Origin of the sequence: Ketobacter sp. (assembly GCF_003671495.1) — a bacterium.
Lineage (GTDB): Bacteria > Pseudomonadota > Gammaproteobacteria > Pseudomonadales > Ketobacteraceae > Ketobacter.
This window is the reverse complement of the sequence record NZ_RCHN01000043.1, coordinates 35,091-54,350: the sequence shown is the minus strand read 5'-3', so window position 1 is coordinate 54,350 and position 19,260 is coordinate 35,091. Positions and strand designations below refer to the sequence as shown.

Annotated in this window: 14 protein-coding genes; 10 read left to right on the top strand and 4 right to left on the bottom strand. The window is 57.7% G+C overall.

The features are described from left to right. Positions 1–163: 163 nt before the first annotated feature. The 5 genes from D9N14_RS19390 to asnB are packed head-to-tail and all read left to right on the top strand — an operon-like array spanning position 164 to position 5,196. Positions 164–505 (top strand): hypothetical protein, encoded by a 342-nt coding sequence (locus D9N14_RS19390; protein WP_290582854.1) that lies wholly within the window; start codon positions 164–166, stop codon positions 503–505. Between the two features lie 21 nt (positions 506–526). Continuing rightward, a complete protein-coding gene (locus D9N14_RS19385; protein ID WP_290582852.1) occupies positions 527–1,948 on the top strand; it encodes a sodium:solute symporter family protein in 1,422 nt (473 codons plus the stop codon). Position 1,949: 1 nt separating this feature from the next. After that, positions 1,950–2,072, top strand: coding sequence for a hypothetical protein (locus tag D9N14_RS19380; RefSeq protein ID WP_290582850.1), 123 nt, complete (start codon positions 1,950–1,952; stop codon positions 2,070–2,072). Then, positions 2,066–3,139 (top strand): aspartate carbamoyltransferase, encoded by a 1,074-nt coding sequence (locus D9N14_RS19375; RefSeq protein ID WP_290582848.1) that lies wholly within the window; start codon positions 2,066–2,068, stop codon positions 3,137–3,139. The genes D9N14_RS19380 and D9N14_RS19375 overlap by 7 nt, the downstream gene beginning before the upstream one ends. A 38-nt stretch (positions 3,140–3,177) precedes the next feature. Further along, positions 3,178–5,196, top strand: a complete 2,019-nt coding sequence (gene asnB, locus D9N14_RS19370; protein WP_290582846.1) for an asparagine synthase (glutamine-hydrolyzing) — start codon at positions 3,178–3,180, stop codon at positions 5,194–5,196. Positions 5,197–5,212: 16 nt separating this feature from the next. On the opposite strand, the gene D9N14_RS19365 is transcribed toward asnB, so the two are convergent. The 3 genes from D9N14_RS19365 to D9N14_RS19355 form a co-directional block, all read right to left on the bottom strand. Beyond that, a complete protein-coding gene (locus tag D9N14_RS19365; RefSeq protein ID WP_290582844.1) occupies positions 5,213–6,484 on the bottom strand; it encodes a Zn-dependent hydrolase in 1,272 nt (423 codons plus the stop codon). A gap of 23 nt (positions 6,485–6,507) precedes the next feature. Then, positions 6,508–6,969: a nuclear transport factor 2 family protein gene (locus tag D9N14_RS19360; RefSeq protein WP_290582842.1), complete on the bottom strand. Its 462-nt coding sequence runs from the start codon at positions 6,967–6,969 to the stop codon at positions 6,508–6,510. A 62-nt stretch (positions 6,970–7,031) separates the two neighbouring features. Beyond that, positions 7,032–8,750 (bottom strand): flavin monoamine oxidase family protein, encoded by a 1,719-nt coding sequence (locus tag D9N14_RS19355; RefSeq protein WP_290582840.1) that lies wholly within the window; start codon positions 8,748–8,750, stop codon positions 7,032–7,034. Between the two features lie 168 nt (positions 8,751–8,918). Here D9N14_RS19355 and nifJ point away from each other — a divergent pair, with 168 nt between their 5' ends. Beyond that, on the top strand, positions 8,919–12,512 hold the full coding sequence (nifJ, locus tag D9N14_RS19350) for a pyruvate:ferredoxin (flavodoxin) oxidoreductase (RefSeq protein WP_290582838.1): 3,594 nt from the start codon (positions 8,919–8,921) through the stop codon (positions 12,510–12,512). Then, entirely contained in the window at positions 12,509–13,525 is a 1,017-nt protein-coding gene (locus D9N14_RS19345; RefSeq protein WP_290582836.1) for a dihydroorotate dehydrogenase-like protein, read from the top strand. The genes nifJ and D9N14_RS19345 overlap by 4 nt, the downstream gene beginning before the upstream one ends. A gap of 41 nt (positions 13,526–13,566) precedes the next feature. On the opposite strand, the gene D9N14_RS19340 is transcribed toward D9N14_RS19345, so the two are convergent. Continuing rightward, positions 13,567–14,307, bottom strand: a complete 741-nt coding sequence (locus D9N14_RS19340; protein WP_290582834.1) for a hypothetical protein — start codon at positions 14,305–14,307, stop codon at positions 13,567–13,569. Between the two features lie 153 nt (positions 14,308–14,460). Between D9N14_RS19340 and D9N14_RS19335 the strand changes: the two genes are divergently transcribed. The 3 genes from D9N14_RS19335 (at position 14,461) to D9N14_RS19325 (ending at position 19,251) form a co-directional block, all read left to right on the top strand. Further along, positions 14,461–15,711 (top strand): MFS transporter, encoded by a 1,251-nt coding sequence (locus D9N14_RS19335; RefSeq protein WP_290582832.1) that lies wholly within the window; start codon positions 14,461–14,463, stop codon positions 15,709–15,711. Between the two features lie 125 nt (positions 15,712–15,836). Beyond that, on the top strand, positions 15,837–17,129 hold the full coding sequence (locus D9N14_RS19330; protein WP_290582830.1) for a hypothetical protein: 1,293 nt from the start codon (positions 15,837–15,839) through the stop codon (positions 17,127–17,129). A gap of 217 nt (positions 17,130–17,346) precedes the next feature. Next, the gene (locus D9N14_RS19325) at positions 17,347–19,251 is read left to right on the top strand and encodes a DUF1302 domain-containing protein (protein ID WP_290583115.1); all 1,905 of its coding nucleotides are present in this window, start codon (positions 17,347–17,349) and stop codon (positions 19,249–19,251) included. The last annotated feature ends 9 nt before the right edge of the window (positions 19,252–19,260 follow it).

Below are 19,260 nucleotides of genomic sequence, written 5' to 3'. Positions count from 1 at the left end.
TTTGTTAGTCTGTGTCCTTAACTTACAGTCGAAGGTCGCGTTACCGTCCTCTATGGCTCCCAAGTCCCCCGTTTATTTCAATTTTGTGGCAAAAGCGCTGCTTTTTTGTGCGTTTTTGGTGCATGCCAGTGTCTCCTTTGGTGCCTTTCCTGCGCTTCTTTCGGTGAGTGATCAGAAAGTGAGCGAAGGCTATATTGGTTTGAGTTGGAAACAGTTACCGGAGGTGACGGCGGTTCAGTTGCAGGTCGGGCTCGATGCCGGGCTGGAGCAGGTGGTCCGCTCACCGGTGCTGACCGGGCAGCAACAGGTGCACCTGAGCGGCTTTGCTGACGGTGTGTATTTCGCGCGTCTGGTGGATGGCAGCGGGGGTGTGCTGTCCAATACCGTGCGCTTTGAGGTGGAACACCGGCCGTTGCGTGCGGCCTCTTTACTCTTTGCCATCGGCGCAGCATTATTCTGTTTTCTGGTGATCACGCTGTTCCGTTTCGCGCGCTCAGATTCCTGATAACAATTACAAACGGTTCCTATGTTCGCTGCCCAGATTTCTACCCAAACTGCCATCATCATCCTCGTTCTGTTCGGACTCGCCTGGGTTGGCTTCGGCTGGTGGCTGGGGCGGCGTAATCGTACTGTGGACGATTTCATGCTGGCCGGCCGTAACGTGGGGTTGGCATTGGCATCGGCCACCGCCATGGCCACCTGGGTCACCAGCAATACCACCCTGGTTGCCCCTCAACTGACCTATCAATTCGGCATCTGGGGCATGGTGGGGTATTCCATGGCCGCGCTGGGGCTGATCCTGTTCGCGCCCATGGCCAAGCGCATCAAGTCGCTGATGCCGCAGGGTTACACCTGTGGGGATTTTATCCGGGTGCGCTACGGCCGCGGGGCCTGGTACGTGTTTTTGGTGGTGTCGTTCTTTTACGCCATGGGGTGGTTGATCAGCCTGGGCATGGCCGGCGGCATCCTGCTGCATTCCCTGAGTGGCCTGGATTACCAGATCGGCATGACGGTGATACTGGTGATCTGTGTGGGCTACACCCTGCTGGGGGGCTTGAAAGCGGTTATCGCCACGGACTTTATCCAGACATTGATCATCCTCTGCGGCGTGCTGTTCATCGGCTATGTGTGCTGGCGGGATGTGGGGCTGGATACCATCTACGCAAGCGTAAGCCAGGAGCAACCAGAGCTGCTCAACCTGTTGTTCCCGGCGGCCATCATGTTTCTGTTCAATAATATTTTCTTTGGTATCGGCGAGATTTTTCACTCCAATGTGTGGTGGTCGCGGGCGTTTGCGTTCCGCGAGGGCATCGGCAAGAAGGCCTATCTTATTTCCGGTCTGCTGTGGTTGCCCATCCCGATTGTCACCGGGTTTATTGCCCTGGCTGCCCCGGCACTGGGGCTGTATCCCCCCAGCCCGGATATGGTCGGCCCCCTGGTGGCCGCAAAATTGCTTGGTAGTGTGGGGGCGGTGTTTGTGTTCATTGTGGTGTTTTCTGCATTGGCCTCCAGCCTGGACTCCCTGCTGGCGGCCACCAGTGATCTGCTCACCGAGGATGTGTACCGAGGTATCATCCGACCCGGGGCCAGCAACGAACACCTGTTCAAGGTGGGAAAGTGGGTCATACTGTGTTTGGGCCTGTTGACCTGGTTACTGTGTCTGGAGCGGGTTACCACCTTGGGTGAGTTGCTGAATTTTGCGGGTGCTTTTGTGGCCAGCACCATCTGGCCCATTGTATTTGGACTCTACCGGCCCCGCTTGGGTGGCCTCTACGCCGGGTTGGCCATGTTGCTGGGAACCCTGTGTGGGTTGGTGGCGTATGTGCAGATTGGTTTTTACGTGGCGGCCTTAACATCCTGTCTGGTGTCTTTGGTGGTATGTTTGATCGGACTGGCTATCCACAATGAACAATTTAACTGGGAACGCTTGCAGCGTATGGAGAAATAACGTGCCGATAAGTGAAGCGTTATTTGAAGTGTTGGTGGGGGGGGCGCTGTTGGTGACCTGCGTTTCCCCTCTGGTATTGGTGGGGCTTCTGCTGATGGATTGGAAGCGGGGTACGCTATGGTGAACAATGTAAAAGAAGACAATGTGGAGTTCGAGCGCAAGGTTCCGGACGTATACGGTGACGCTCATCCCAAAGGCCTGCTCAAAGCCATTCACGAAGATGGTGAGCATCTCAAGCAGCTTTCCTCCCAGCACATCATTTCCTCTGATCAGTTCGGTCGTGATGTCCTGCTGCAGTTATTCCGGCTGGCAGCGAAATTTGAGAGCAACCCGCAGCGTTTTCGTACCCCGTTGCAGGGCAAGATTCTGATCAGTGCGTTTTACGAGCCCAGTACCCGTACCCGTTTGTCCTTCGAAAGCGCCTGGCACCGCTTGGGCGGGGACATCATGTCCATCACCGATCGTTCCACCACCGGTATTGCCAAGGGTGAATCCCTGTCGGATGTGGGGGAGATGTTCAATAACTATGGCGATTGCGTGGTGCTGCGGGATACCAATGAATCCTCGGTGAAAGAGATGATGCGCAGCCTGCGTATTCCTATCATCAATGCCGGTAACGGCCTCGATGAGCACCCCACCCAGGCGCTGGCGGACCTGTATACCATATTGAAATGGCGGCCGGCTTTGCTCAGCGATGAGGGCGCGGCGCCGGTGCGTATGGGCATCATCGGTGTACCCAACAAAATGCGTACTGTACGCAGCCTGCTGAAAATGCTCGCCATCTTTCCGGAATATCTGGATGAGGTGGTGATCGTGCACGAGGAGGGCGATCACATCTGGGACGAAGGCCAACTGGAACAATTGCAGCAGGCCGGTCTCAAGATCAGCACCACGACGGAGCTGGATCCAGTGCTGCCGACGTTGGATGTGGTGTACATCAACGCCATTGCCTGGAAAGGGGATGGGTTCGAATCCTACGGCTCGCGCTTTGTGTTGGATCGCCGCTCACCGTTGAAAAAGGACGCCATCGTCATGCACCCCCTGGCACGGGGTGATGAGTTGTCCACGGATTTGGATGAAACGCCCCACAACTGGTACTTTTCCCAGGCCCGCGGAGCAGTATTCCTACGCATGGCCCTGCTCACCTGCATGTGTGAGCGGATCGAACGAGTCATGGACGTCTGGATGTAAATTGAAGGCCCGCAAGGGCGCAGCAACAGGAGAGTTTTATGTGTGGTATTGCCGGTGTGTTTCACCGCGACCCTCAGCAGCCGATTGATTCCCAGGTCCTGGTCAATATGGCGGCCATTCAGTATCACCGGGGTCCGGATAACTTTGGCTACACCAATCCGGCCGGTGCCGGCATTGGGTTGAGTCACGCCCGTTTGTCGATTATCGACCTGAACGAAGAGCGCGGCAGACAACCCCTGGTGTCGCCGGATCAGCAGTATTATCTGGTGCACAACGGGGAGTTCTATGACTTCCAGCGCATTCGCGCCATGCTGGTGTCCAACGGCGCCCGCTTTGCCACCAAGAGTGATTCTGAAATCATTCTGCACCTGTATCCCCGTTATGGCATGGAAAAAACCCTGCAATACCTGCGGGGGGAATTTGCCTTTGCCCTGTTCGACAAAAGCGAAGATGCGCTGTATCTGGTGCGGGACCGGTTCGGCATCAAGCCGTTGTACTGGAGCGAAACCGCCGACGGCATCGTGTTTGGGTCTGAGCTGAAAGTACTGTTCGCCCACCCCTCGGTGAAGCGCCAGTTGAATGCAGCGGGAACCTACCACCAGTTGATCCAGGTGATGGTGCCCGGCAGCACGGCGTTCGAAGGCGTGCACCAGGTGCCGCCGGGTCACATGATCAAGGTCAAACGCAAAGACGGCAAGCTGATCATCAGCCAGAAAAAATTCTGGGACATGGACTTTCCGGTGGCCGGTGAGTACGTCAATCACCACGATGAAAGCCACTATATTGAAGGCGTGCGGGATCAATTACTGGAGGCGGTGCAACTGCGTTTGAACGCCGACGTGCCGGTGGGATGTTATCTGTCGGGAGGAATCGACAGTTGCTCCATCCTGGGCCTGTCGGCCGCGGTGCGGCAGGACCCGGTCAAAGCGTTCACCATCGGCTTTGACAGCAGTGAATACGATGAAACCCCCATTGCCCGGGAAATGGCGGAGATGACCGGGGCTGACCAGCTGGTGTTGAAGCTGTCGGCGGACGACCTCTACAACAATTTCAGCCGTACCATCTGGCACACCGAGCGCACCATCTACAACACGCTGGCGGTGGCCAAGTTGCTGATGAGCGAAACAGTGAAGCAGAACCGCTACAAGGTGGTGCTCACCGGGGAAGGTTCCGACGAATTGTTCGGCGGCTACCCCGCTTTCCGCAAGGACATGTTCCTGTACGGCCTGGACGACCTGCCGGCCTCCCTGCGTAAAGAATGGCAATCCAGCCTGGAGGAGAGCAACAGCCTGTTCCGGGGCGCCATGCTGCCGCGGGAGGACTTCAATTCCGCCGCCATGACCGATGTGGTGGGCTTTACACCCACCTGTCTGCAGAACTGGCTGCACTGCCATGACTACGCCATGGGACTGCTCAACCCTGAATGGCGGGCACAGCTCAAGGATTACGACGCCGGGGCACAGATTGCGGCCACCTTTGATCGCAGCCAACTGGATGGACGTCATCCGTTGGACAAAGCCCAGTACGTCTGGATCAAAACCATGCTGGAAGGGCAGATCCTCACCTGGGGCGGTGATCGGGTGGACATGGCCAACTCCATGGAGGCGCGCCCGGCGTTCCTGGACCACCACCTGGCCAAGTTCGCCACCACCGTTCCTCCGCAGCTGCGCATCAAGGGGGCCACTGAAAAATACGTGCTGCGGGAAGCCATGAAAGGCCTGTTGCCGGAGACCCTGTACAAGCGCCAGAAGTTTGCTTTTATGGCGCCGCCGGCGCACACCGACAAGAAGAAATGGCAATCCCTGATGGCGCTGATGGACGAGTTTGCCAGCAAGGAAAAGGTGCAGGCGGCCGGTCTGCTGGACAGCGCTGCCATCGAGAAGATGATCGCCGACCACGAAGACCCCAATATGGACCGGGAGACCAAAGTGCAGCTGGATGCGGTGATCAACCACGTGTTGGGTGTGCAGTTATTGCATCACCACTTTGTGGCTCAGGACCTGCCCAATCTGGCGCAGCAGCGTGCCGACGAACTGGGTTGGCACGCAACCGCGTAGGCGCTCTGGTGGAAGATCAGAGCGCTTCCTGCAAACGGATAAGGCTGTTCAACAAGACGTTGCAGCCTTTTTCCACATCCTCCCAATGGGACCATTCATCCGGTGCGTGACTGACGCCACCCACGCTGGGAATAAAGATCATGCCGGTGGGGGTGATGTCAGTAAAGAACTGGGCATCGTGGCCAGCACCACTGGGCATGAGCTGATAGCTGTAACCCAGGTCGCGGGTGGTGTTCTCGAATACGTCCATGATCTGTTGGGAACAGCCCTTGGGCTCCAGCCAGCTCATCTGTTCATACTCAAACATAAGCCGATGACGGCGGGCGATGGCAGACAGGGCTTTGCGACAACTGTCCGCCAGATCCCGCATCACGTCTTCTGACATATCCCGCCCTACCAGGGTGAAGTCCGCCTCGCCGGGTACGGTGTGGGCGTAGCCTGGTTTCAGGTCCACCCGGCCGATGGTCAGGCGCGACTTGTCGGTGCCGTTTTCGTCAATGATGCGTTTGATTTCGTGGGCAAAATCCGCCAGCCCCATGAAGGCATCGCTGCGCAGGTCCATGGGGGCGGTGCCGGCGTGATCCGCCTTGCCGAGAAACTTGATCAGCCACTTGAACACACCGGAGATGCCTTCCACCACGCCTATGGTGTTCTTGCTGGCCTCCAGCACCGGGCCCTGCTCGATGTGCAATTCCAGGAACGCTTTTACACTGTCCGGGCTGCGTTTGGCGTGCAGAGCCTGGTGGTAATCCAGGCCCTGGTTGGCCATGGCCTGCTTGAGGGTGATGCCGCTGGGATCTTTGGCGTTTTCCAACCAGTCCAGGGTCAGGCTGCCGGTCAGGGCCTGGGCCCCCAGCATGCCGCCAAAGCGGCCTTCCTCTTCACTGGTGGCGATGATTTCAATGGGGTAGGTGAGGCTGATGTCCTGCTCCTGAATCACCCGAATGCATTCCAGTCCGGCCACCACCCCCAGGGTGCCGTCGAACATGCCGCCGGCGGGCACCGAGTCCAGATGTGAACCGATCAGGATGGCCGGTTTGCCCTCCGGCCCGAAGCGACCACATACGTTCCCGGCGCCGTCCATATGGGTACGCAAACCGCAGCGCTCGAAATACGCCATCAACCATTGCCGGGCCTGGCGGTCTTCTTCCGTAAAGCCCTGCCGATAGATGCCTTTGTCTTTTTCGTTATAACCGAATTTGGCAAGATCGTAGAGATCCTGCTCGACCCGTGAAATATTGATGGAATAAGTAATGGTGGCTTCTCCGTGGCTGACTGTTGTTGACACTGTACTGAGGCTGTTGTCAAAACTCAAGGACGCCGCCAGTCCCCATAGATCAGTTGCCAGTCACCCTCATGCAGGCGCCATTCGGTTTCAATTTGATAGAGCGCACCCTGCTCAGGAATCAGGCCCTGGCCGCCGCTTACCACGGCCGTCAAGCGCGCTGTGGCGGTGTCGTCCAGCACCTCGATGTGGAGGCCGCTGGTGAGTATTGCAATGTTGGCGTGCTTTAGCATATAGAACGCCATGGTGCGCTTGACCCACAGTTTATCGACGCCTGTGCGGGTGCTGAAGTTGTCGTGAATCAGCGCCAGCACCGGGTCCGGGTCTTTCTCCTCGATGGCCGTTTCCAGTGTGGCAATATGCTCGGCAATGATCTGTTCTGCACTGTCCGGCGGCGAGCAGGCCAACAGCGAGCTGAGCAGCGTTACCAGCAGACCGCAAATCAGGATGCGGTGGCCAGCGCGAACAATGGTCGTCACACAATTCATGGAATGCCTGCTCCTCGTGAGTGGTACAGGTTGAATTTACCCGGTGGCGTTACAAGTTGATGTTACAAGGCTTCCTGAGCCGCTCGAATGCCAGCCCGAACTGCCCCTTCCATATAACCAGCCCAGTAATCTGAGGTTTCGGTGCCCGCCCAGTAAAGCCCCTGCAGAGGCTCCCGTAAATGCTGCTGCCAATACCCGGTGATGACGCCGGGGGTGCCGATGCCGGTGGGGCCGCCGCGGGACCAGACTTCGTCATCCCAGCGGTTGAAGGCGAAGTCCACCACGTTGGCCGCCGCTGCGCTCTCGCCGAAGTACTGCTCCAGGCTGTTGATGCAGCGTTCGCGCACCCGCTGATAAAATTCGCCGTTGGCATCCCGTTCGGCATCCACCTGCTGGGTCAGGTTGTCCAGTTCCCGCATGGCTTTGGCAGAAATGAATCCGATCAGTATCCCCGGTGGATCGGGCAGCTCGGCGCTGGCGGGAGGGGAGTTGTCATACAACACGTCGATGGGGCCGCTGTCGCCACTCAGGTCACTGATGACCTGGCCGGTAAGCCCCTGCGCTTTCCAGAACGGGGTTTCGTAATAAATCATGGCTTTGGCGATGGAGCCCATGGGCATGCGGTCGTGCAGTTGCATGCGCCCGGGGGGCAGGGCCGGGTGAAACTCGATGTGTTTGATCAGGGCCGGGGGCAGGGCCACGATCACCTGGGCGGTCTCCACCTGCAGACGGTCGGAATGCACACTGAAACCCTCTGCATCCGGCAGCCTGCGGATGGACCGTACCGGAGAATCCAGTTGCAGGGCCGCGCCGGTGGCGTATTCAAAATAACGCTCGGCGTTGCTGTCATAATCCGGCAGTACGCTGTGGTCAAAGCGGCTTTGCTGTGCTGGTCTTTGGGTGCTGTCGATCAAAAACTCCTGCAGCAATGCCCAGGCAAGCTGCTGGGCGCCGCCTTCCAATATGTATTGCTGGGCGCCGCCGATATTCTCGCCGTTGAGCCGCGCTTCCACATTGGAAAGGGCTTCGGGGGAGCCGTTCAGTTGTTCATGCCCGGCGCTGGCCACATAGTGGAACAGGAAAAGGGCGGATACCTCAGCCGGGTGAACGCTGAGCAGGGAGGAGCAGAACAGGCGCATCAGGTTACGGGCGGCGTTGGAGGCCATGTGCTTGATGATCCAGCGTTCAAAGGTCATCTGGTCGTAGTATTCCGCCCGTGGGTGGAGCCAGGGTTTGCCCACCGGGAACTTCTTCGATTCCGCCCGCAGGGCTTCCTGGGCAATGGCCAGCTGGAATACACCGTAGTCGATGGGCACGGCGCCGAAAGGGCCCTGGGCGTTGAAGGTGGTGGCCTTGGCGCGGCGATAATAAATATTGCGGCCCTGGTTGAGGGTGGGCACCGGGGTGATGCCGTAGCGTTCAGCCAGCTCCATCATGCGCAACTGGGGATCGCCGATGAACTCGGCGCCGCCATCCACGGTGAGGTGTTGGAAGGCACCCGGGCTGTTAAAACTGAATACTCTGCCTCCCACCCGGTCCCGGGCCTCCAGGATCACCACGCTTTTGCCCTGACGTTTCAGCTGAAGGGCGGCAGCCAGTCCGGATAGGCCCCCACCCACCACCAGGGCATCACAATAGCGGGCATCAGACGCGCCTGGCTCGCTGCTGTCATCGGCCCGTGCGGCAGGGGTCAGGGCGGTGGCCGCTGCGGCGCCGCCCAGCAATGCGCCCTTGATGATGGAACGACGGGATAAGCCGCTCTTGTGCGGTGGTTTGGCCATGGTTGCCCCCGGGCTCGTTGGTTTTTTGAGTTTCCTGAGCCTACCCCATGTGACGGTTGGGTAAAATCCTTTTCACCCTTGTTCCAGATCAATTGCCCACTATGGCCATCGTGCAACAGTGATCAGGTTCTTCAACCGGAAACCGGGACCTGAACAGGAGAGAGCCGGATGTCCGACTCATCAGTACGTTATGTAACCATTGATGGCAATGAGGCGGTGGCGTACATCGCCCACAAGACCAACGAGGTCATCGCCATCTATCCGATTACCCCGGCCTCCCCCATGGGTGAGCACGCCGATGCCTGGTCCGCCCAGGGGCGCCCCAATATCTTCGGCTCCGTGCCACAGATCATAGAGATGCAAAGTGAAGCCGGCGCCGCCGGTGCCATCCACGGCGCGCTGCAGGCGGGCACCCTGGCCACCACCTTCACCGCGTCCCAGGGCTTGTTGCTGATGCTGCCCAACATGTACAAGATTGCCGGGGAACTGTCGCCCACGGTGTTTCATATTGCGGCCAGGTCGGTGGCGGCTCAGGCGCTCTCCATTTTTGCTGATCACAGTGACGTGATGTCCGCCCGCGGCACCGGGTTTGCCATGGTGGCTTCCAACAGCGTGCAGGAGGCGCACGACATGGCGTTGATCACCCAGTCCGCCACCTTGCGCAGCCGGGTTCCGGTGTTGCACTTTTTTGACGGCTTCCGCACCTCCCATGAAGTGGCAAAGATCCGGCTGGTGGAAGACGCTACCATCAGGGCCCTGATCGATACGGATGCGGTGCAGGAGCACAGGGCGCGGGCGCTATCACCGGACCACCCGGTGATCCGGGGCACCTCCCAGAACCCGGATGTGTTTTTCCAGGCGCGGGAAACGGTGAATCCCTTCTATGATGCGTTTCCCAACATCCTGCAGCAGGCCATGGATCAATTTGCCCAGTGCAGCGGGCGCCAGTACAGCTTGTTCGATTACGAGGGCGCGGCGGATGCGGAACGGGTGATCATTGTGATGGGCTCCGCTGCGGAAACCGTGGCGGAAACGGTGTCTGTATTGCAGGCCCAGGGTGAAAAAGTGGGTGTGTTGAAACCGCGCCTGTATCGACCGTTCGTGGGGCAGGCGTTATTGGCAGCCTTGCCGGCCAGCACCCGGGCCATTGCGGTTCTGGATCGCACCAAGGAGCCCGGTGCTGAGGGAGAACCCCTGTACAAGGATGTGGCGGCGGCGGTGTTAGAGGCCGTTTGCCGAGGTGACTTACCCTTTACCGGGGTGCCCAAGGTTGTGGGAGGGCGCTTCGGTTTGTCCTCCAAGGAATTTACCCCTGGCATGGTGTGTTCTGTCTTCGATAACCTGAAGCAGTCACGGCCGCAACACCCGTTCACCGTGGGCATACACGACGATGTCAGCGGCCTCAGTCTGCCCTGGGATGACACTGCATTACCGGCCTCCACCGACGGTCAGGACACCATCGAATGCCTGTTCTATGGACTGGGCTCCGACGGTACTGTGAGCGCCAACAAGAACAGCATCAAGATCATCGGTGAATGCACGGACCTCAACGCCCAGGGTTACTTTGTCTATGACTCCAAAAAATCCGGCGCAGTCACCGTGTCCCATTTGCGCTTTGGCAAACACCCGATTCGTTCGTCGTACCTGATCGGGGATAACCGGGCGCAGTTTGTCGGCTGCCACCAGACGGTGTTTCTGGAAAAGTATGACATGTTGAAGAAGGCGGCGCCGAATGCGGTGTTTGTGTTGAATACACCCTTGGCGCAAGACCAGGTATGGGCATCACTGCCGCGCTCGGCCCAGCAACACATCCTCAATAAGAACATTCGTCTCTACATCATCGACGCCTATGCCGTGGCCCAGCAAAGCGGTATGGGGCGCCGCATCAATACCGTCATGCAAACGGTGTTCTTCGCCATTTCCGGGGTGCTGCCCAAAGACGAGGCCATTACCCAGATCAAGGCCTCGGTGGAAAAAACTTATGGCCGCAAAGGTCGCCACATCACCCGCCGCAATTTCGAAGCCATCGATAACACCCTGGCGGCATTGGTTCAGGTGCCGTTGCCCGGTGCGGTGAATTCCACTTTTGAGATTCAGGAAGTGGGTGCCGGCATTGCGGATGACTTTGTGCGTCAGGTGACGGCGGAAATCATTGCCGGCCGAGGCGACCTGATTCCGGTGAGCCAATTGCCGGCGGATGGTACTTACCCGCTCAGTACCGCCAGAATCGAGAAGCGCAACATCAGCCTGGAAATCCCGGTGTGGGATGAAACGCTGTGTACCCATTGCGGCAAGTGCGCTTTCGTGTGTCCCCACAGCGTGATCCGCAGCAAAGCCTTTCCGGCCGCGGCGGTGGTGGATGCGCCTGCCACTTTCAAGCATGTGCAGATCAAAGGCAAGGATTACCCCCAGGGTACTCACATCAGTTACCAGGTGGCACCGGAGGACTGTACCGGCTGTTCTCTCTGCGTGGATATCTGCCCCATTCGGGACAAGAGCAATGCCAGTCACAAAGCCGTGAATATGGCGCCCATTGAACCGCTGAAGCAACAGGAGAAACTGAACTGGGAATATTTCCTCCGCCTGCCGGACATCGATCGGCGTGAAGTGAAAGCCAATACCATGAAAGGGTCCATGTTGCTGGAACCCCTGTTTGAATTTTCCGGTGCCTGCGCCGGTTGTGGTGAAACCCCCTACATCAAGCTGGCCAGCCAGTTGTTCGGTGACCGCATGGTGGTGGCCAACGCCACTGGCTGTTCCTCCATTTACGGCGGTAACCTGCCCACCACGCCCTGGGCTAAAAACGCCGACGGGCGGGGCCCGGCCTGGAGCAATTCACTGTTTGAAGACAATGCGGAATTCGGCTTGGGCATTCGCGCCGCCTATGACCAGCAACGGATCATTGCCGAAGACAGCCTGCGTCGTTTGGCAGATCAACTTTCGCCGGGCTTTGTGGATACGTTGTTGAACGCACCCGAGGCCAGCGAAGCCGATCTGTATGAGCAACGGCAGCGGGTGGCACAATTGCGCGACCGCTTGGCTGAACTGGACAGCCCGGATGCGCGACAGCTGGAGTCGGTGCTGGAGGCCCTGGTGCGCAAGAGTATCTGGATCATCGGCGGCGATGGCTGGGCCTATGACATCGGTTATGGCGGCCTGGACCATGTGCTGGCCTCCGGTCGGGATGTGAATATCCTGGTGCTGGATACCGAAGTCTATTCCAATACCGGGGGGCAAACCTCGAAAGCCACCCCGCGGGGAGCGGTGGCCAAGTTCTCCGCCAGTGGCAAACCCACCGCCAAAAAGGACCTGGCCCGCATCGCCATGACCTATGAGAGCGTTTACGTGGCCCACGTGGCCTATGGCGCCAAGGACGTGCACACCCTGCACACGTTCCTGGAGGCAGAGGCCTATCCCGGCCCGTCCCTGATCATTGCTTATGCCCCCTGCATTGCCCATGGGGTGGACATGAGCCACAACCACCGGCAGCAGAACCTGGCCGTGGATTCCGGTCACTGGCCGCTGTTCCGGTTTGATCCGCGTCGGGCTGCTCAGGGCATCAATCCCCTGAAGCTGGACTCCAAGCCGCCGTCCATTGATTACGGCGAGTTTGTCAAAAGCGAAACCCGCTTCAACATGCTGTGGAACACCCATCCGGAGCGGGCGGAAGCATTACTGAATCAGGCGCGGGCAGAGGTGATGGAGCGCTACGAGCGTTATCAGCAACTGGCGGCGCTGGACTGGGATGAGGAGCTGCAATGATGGTGGACCTGACAACAACCTATCTGGGCTTGACGCTGAAGAATCCGCTGGTGCCATCTTCCAGCCCCCTCACCGGACACTTTGACGATGCCCGGCGCCTGGAAGATGCCGGCGCGGCTGCGCTGATCCTGCCGTCATTGTTCGAAGAGGAATTGATTCACGAGCAGGAATCGCTGGACCGGTTTGTGGTGATGCAGGATATCGGGCATCACGAAGCGGACAGCTTCCTGCCGAATGCCCATCATTTTGAATCCCGGCTGGATCAAACCCTGGAGCAGATCCGTCGCTACAAGGCCGCCCTGTCCATTCCGGTGGTGGCCAGCCTGAATGGCATTACCGACAGTGGCTGGGTGGATCATGCCAAGGACCTGGAAGAGGCCGGTTGCGACGCCATTGAATTGAACCTCTATGGCATGAATGCCGAGCCCGGTGCCCGCAGTGAAATCATTGAGCAACGCTATCTGCATATCGTGCAGCGGTTGGTGGAGGCGGTGCAGGTGCCCTGTACGGTTAAACTTTCCAACCAGTTTACCGGGTTGATGCATTTCGTGACGGCCCTGGAGGTTAATGGCGCCGCCGGGGTGTCGTTGTTCAACCGCTTTTATCAGCCGGACATCGACCTGGAGAGCCTGCAGGTCAAACCACAGTTAAGCCTGTCTTCCTGCCAGGAGACCCTGCTGCGCATCCGCTGGCTGGCGCTGCTGCGCCCTCAGGTGACCTTCACCCTGGCCGCCACCGGCGGGTTTCACGGCTTTCAGGATGCGTTGAAGGCGTTACTGGCCGGGGCCGATGTGGTGCATCTGTGCAGCGTGTTGTTGAAGGGCGGGCCGGAGGTGATCCAGGATGTGTTACGGGGCATGAGCCAGTGGATGGAAGACCGGGAATATCAATCTGTACAGCAGTTAAAAGGCAGCCTGAGCCATCAGAATGCGGTGAATCCGGTAGGCTATGAGCGGGAAAATTACATGGACGTGCTGGACAGCTACCAACGCAGCCCCGGAGTCAGGGTGTAGGTTTGGATGTGCAAGACACCCAGACTCCGGAACGCGGTCGATCAATAGCTGGTGATGCCGAACACTTCCCGGTACAGCACCGCCATGGCGATAGCCATCAGGGGCACACTCCAGATCAGGCCGATGAACAAGGGCAGCATACTGACCAGCATGATGATGGTGAGCACGATGAAGAACAGGAACACCGACAACCAATGCTTGGTAATGGCTTTACGGGAGGTCTCCAGCGCTTCCCAGGGGCCCATGTCCCGGTCCACGATCAATGGAATCGCCAGGATGTAGGCGAAATTCAGGTAAATCCCCGGAATGATAAACAGCAGGTAGCCGATGAAGATCATGATGTACATCAGGATCATGCAACCCAGCAGTTTACCGGTCTTGTTGAAACAGGAGAACAGGTCGCCGAATTCGGGCTGCACCCCCTGGACCTGCTTCAAACACATGACAAAGATGCCGGCGGAGAAGGGCAGGATCAGGGCCATGAACAGGATCTGCAGCACCACCTGGATCAGAATGGCCATGGGCCCCGGGGATTCAGGATCAGTCCCTATGGCGAACATGCTGATGGCGGTCACAACGGCAATCACCACGAAGGAGATCACATACATGAGAATGCCGGCCCCCAGAATATAGCGTTTGCTGCCTTTGGTCTTTTGCCAGGATTCCGACAGGATATCGGACAGCTCCACTGAATAATTGCCCTCGATACCGGCCTGCAAAGAGCCTCCGGATTCGTTGCTATCCACTAATGCCGCGTTGGGGGCGGAATAGTTGTTGCTCATGGGTATACTCCCTGTTTTTTATGGTCGTGAATGAAAAGCGAGATATTTCTGTGCGGACTGCCGTTGAAAGGTCGATCAGCAAAATTTCAAAACTCTTATAAATCACGTTAGCATAAAAACACAAGAGTCGAAGTCTTTTATGGAGGTGAGAGAATGCTGCCACTGATACTGCCCATCGGTGCTTTGCTGATGGGGGTAGCGCTGTTGTTGTTGGGGAGCGGGCTGTTGAACACCCTGTTGGCCGTCCGCGGAGGGCTGGAAGGCTATAGTGACAGCAGCATGGGGCTGATCATGTCCGGCTACTTTATCGGTTTTTTGATAGGTACCTTCCTGGCGCTCCCGATCATCCAGCGTATTGGTCACATTCGTACCTTCGCCTTTTGCGCCGCGTTGGCGGCGTGTTCGGTGTTGTTGCACGTACTGGTCATTCACCCCTGGATCTGGATGCTGCTGCGTATCATGACCGGTGTATCCCTGGTGATCCTGTACACCGTGATTGAGAGCTGGCTTAACGGATATACGCCATCGGAGCAACGGGGCAAAGTGTTTTCAATTTACATGATGGTGAACCTGGGGGCGCTGGCCATTGCCCAGCAGTTGCTGCTCCTGGACGAGCCCACGGCGTTCACCCTGTTTGCCATCTCGGCCATTCTGGTGTGCCTGAGTCTGTTGCCCGTGACCTGGACCCGCCTGGCACAGCCGGAAGTTTCCCAGGTGTCCAAGGTCAAATATGCGGACCTGTATCGGGCGGCGCCGGTGGCCATGGCGGGGGCCCTGTTGTCCGGCCTGGCCATGGGGGCATTCTGGGGCTTGGGAGCGCTCTACGCCCAACGCATCGGGCTGGATACCCAGGGCGTGGCCACTTTTATCAGTGCGGCGGTCATCGGCGGTGCTGCTTTACAGTTTCCCCTGGGGCGCTATTCCGATACTCATGATCGGCGCAAGGTACTGGCCATCGTCTGTGTGGCCGCGGCCGCGGCCGCGGCACTGTTGTCGGCGTTATCCTATGCCGGGCAATGGGTGTTGCTGGCCATCGCCCTGTATGGGGGGCTTGCGTTTGCCGTGTACCCGGTGTGTGTGGCCCACCTCAGCGACCATCTGGATGCCGACAGCATGCTGTCGGGCAGCAGTGGCATTCTGTTGCTGCATGGGGGTGGTGCTGCCGTGGGCCCGGCACTGGCGGGGCAGATCATGGGCGCCATCGGGCCGCAGGCCCTGCCGCTGTATTTCGTGGTGATGCAACTGCTGCTGGCGGTGTTTGCCTTCCTGCAACTGCGCAAACTGCACGAAGACCCCACCGACCATCACACCCAGTTTGTGCCAATGGTGCGGACCACGCCCACCGCCTTCGAAATGCTACCGGATGAGGATTTTGCGGAACAGGAACCGGCAGCTCGCCACTGAGCTTTCCGCGTGATGAAATTTTGACCTGATTGGCTAAAAGGTCCAGTAAAACGGACCTTTTCTGCCGCTTTTTACTTCGATCTCCCTCGTTACCATGGCAAGAAAAAAACAACAAGGTGCCGTGCATGGGAATTCTCCGCGTTTTGACCCGGGTGATATTGACCACTTTCCTCACCGTCTATGGGGCGTTGTGTCAGGCGGTCACTCCACCTCTACAGCATATTGATGCATTCAAAATCATCACCGTGGAAGGAGAGGATGTGCCTTCCCTGTTGGGCTTGCCATTGGAACAGCTTTCCCTGGCGGCCATGATCGATGGACTGCTGGAACCGATCCCCTTTCAGATTGATCAATACAACGTGGGTGGGGCCGTGTTCTTTGAGGGCTGGGATGTGCCCCTGGCGGGCGATCCTGAGCGGATGGACGCCACTGACAAGATTCTGTTTCTGTTCAAGGATGCAGGGGAACGCTATCGCGGCAAGAGCCTCCACGACGGGACCTTGCTGGCCGAAATCCTGACCCGCGATGCACAGGGGTACGAGCGTTACGTCTATGTGATGCAGAACTCCCGGCTGCGCTCCGATGAGCAGTACGTGCGTTACAGCGCGGAGGAGGGCTTGGTGGAAACCGATTTCTACAGCATCCGCTATCATCCGAACAATCACCTGGTGTGGGACGATTTCAGTTACGTGAATTACCTGGGGGAACGCCCGCTGGATTCACTGAACCTCAAGCTCCGCGGCGGGGTGCTCACCTCCCTGGCGGAAGTGGAGCTGGATAACGAGCAGCTGATCGCGGTGCCCCGGGGTGAGAAGATCGGCCCCATAAGAACCACCACCCAGTTGGATTTCAGCGTGTATTTTCTGGCGGTCCGCATTCTGAACCTCAGCGTGCAGATTCATCACGGCCCCAAATCCCTGATGTACGACGTGCGCGGTGTGATTCCGGAATTGCGCCGCAGTCTGGTGGTGGAGCCCACCATCACCATGTCCATCGATGCCAACCGTCTGATTGGTGCCACGGTCCGTACGTCGGCGGCACCCCAGCTGCAGGGGGTGGTGGACGGCACCATCGATGCCCAGGAACAAAAGGTGATCGAGGCCGGTCTGGACCCCCATAACAACTGGATCTGGGTCAGCACCAAACGCAACCTGGATTTCCTGTCCTATGTGGATTACCTGGGCGGCTTTGACTCCAAGATGTCGCTGCTGCTGGAGGATGACCTGGAACGCACCCGCCCGGGGGAGCTGTTCCCCGGCCAGCTGCCCAACACCGGCTACATCATTGAGGATTTTCCCAAGAAAGGCTTTATCGGCGTGGTGGTCAGTCTGCTCATGAGTGATGGCTATGACGGGGACCCCAATGAGTTTGCCGTCCGCGCCCGTAGCCTGCCCGATATTGAGGTGCGCCCTTTATAAGGGGCGCGGTACACATCAGTGGGGGCGTGGTGCCCCCATGGCAGAGTCTAATTAGGTTAGTGGTCAAAACGGCCATCGATTTTGAATGAATTGGCCATTAACTCTGGCTCAGCCTTTGGTAAGGTCAGCTGTTGGGCGATTAAACAAAAAATAACCAATCGTCTACAGTGCTGACAAAACAGGTGAAAACGCCATTTCTGACTATCCTTATCACTAGATCAGCACAAAAAAAACACAACTCCAAAAAGAGACGGAGAGACTCTCACATGTCCAATCGTTACTTCTTCAGGTTCAGGGCAAGTGCGCTTGCTACAGCACCGCCGATAACGCGAACCTGAACTGGAAAAAAGGCTCTACGTTCTCGGAGATGCTCAAGGTCACCATGGACGTTGAGTTGAACTACCAGAATTTCGGCGCTTTCATCCGCGGCAAAGCGTACTATGATCACCGCATCGTTAATGGTGACGGCGTCAGCGATACGCCTGCTTACTACCAGCAGATCGGCAATCCCTTCGGCTCTGTTGTGGGCAATGAGTTGGAGCCCAACCAGAGTGATGGTCGCAGTGCGGATATCATGGATGCCTTTATCTGGGGAGACTGGTATATCAATGATATGCCGCTGAACGTGCGTCTGGGCCGACAGGTTATCAACTGGGGTGAGGGGATCTTCTTCGCCAACGGCATCAACAGCATCAACCCCGTCGACGTCAATGCCTTGCTGGCACCCGGATCAGAAGTCAAAGACGCGCTGATTCCGTTGGGCTCGCTTTACGGCTCCATTGGTCTCACCAATTCCTTAACCCTTGAAGCGTTCTACATGCTGGAGTGGAAGGAAACGGAACTACCCGCCTGCGGTACTTTCTTCTCCCCGTCCGACCTGGTGGGCCCCGGCTGTTATAACGGTTTTGTTCCCTATGGTATGGAGCTGCATGCGGCACCGGAGCCGGCAGTATTCAGTGCACCGGCTGATTGGGTTACGCTGCCTCGAGTGGGTGACAGCGAGCCTGACAAGGGCGGTGAGTTCGGTATCGCCCTGCGTTATTTTGCTGATTCCATTCAGACAGAATTCAGCTTTTATTACATGAATCTGCACTCCCGATTGCCGGTGATTTCCGGCCACTATGCCAACGTGGATGAATTCGTTGCATTCTTCAATTCCAACCCGGTGCTTAACCCCGGCGGTGCGACCCTGCCGAATGGCATGAGCTTAACGGATCTGCGTACCACATTGGTCGGCGCTACCGGTAACCCGCTGGCAACGGCTTTCCTGCTGCCCTTTGGCGACTACTACCTGGATTATGTGGAAGACATTCCGTTGATTGGTGCCAGCTTCAACACGACCTTCGACTTCGGCTTGCCTGGTGGCGCGACGGCGGTCTCCGGTGAGATCAGTTTGCGTAAGGATCAGCCTTTCGCCCTGGAAGACGGTGACTCCCTGGCCGGTGCGGTGGGTCTTCCTGCCCTGACTTGTTACGATGCTCCGGTGCCCTACGATTGCTACAGTAAGTTCGAGCCGGGCGACCAGAACGTGGGCTACTATGAAACGGATTACTATCAGGCTGAAATCGCATTTATTCATTTCTTCGATCAGATCCTCGGGGCATCCCGTTGGACCGCTATCCTGGATATCGCCGGGTCATACACTGATCTTCCCGCCAAGGACAAAGCACTGTTGAACAGCAGTTACAACGCCACCCTGAATTTCCCCAATCTGCCACCGGTGGATCAGACTATTCCCGGTGTAGTGCCCATTCCCTATGAAGATTTCCTGAATGGCCTGGCGCTGTCCATTCCCAACTCTGCAGGTTCGCCTGAGAAAAACGCCTATCCCACCAGTGGCGCATGGGGCTATAAAATGCGTTTCACCGGGGAATACAACAACGTGTTTGCCGGTGTGAACCTGAAACCTACTGTCAGCTTCAGCCACGATGTATATGGCTACTCTGCGAGCCCGGTGTCCAACTTCCTGCAAAACCGCAAGGCCCTGGGTTTGTCATTGGAAGCAATCTGGCTGAACGACTACAGCGTACAGGCGTCTTACACAAGCTTCTACGGCAACGAACCCTACAATCAATTGGCTGATAAAGACTACTATTCTGTCAGCGCATCCGCATCCTTTTAAGGTCAGGGG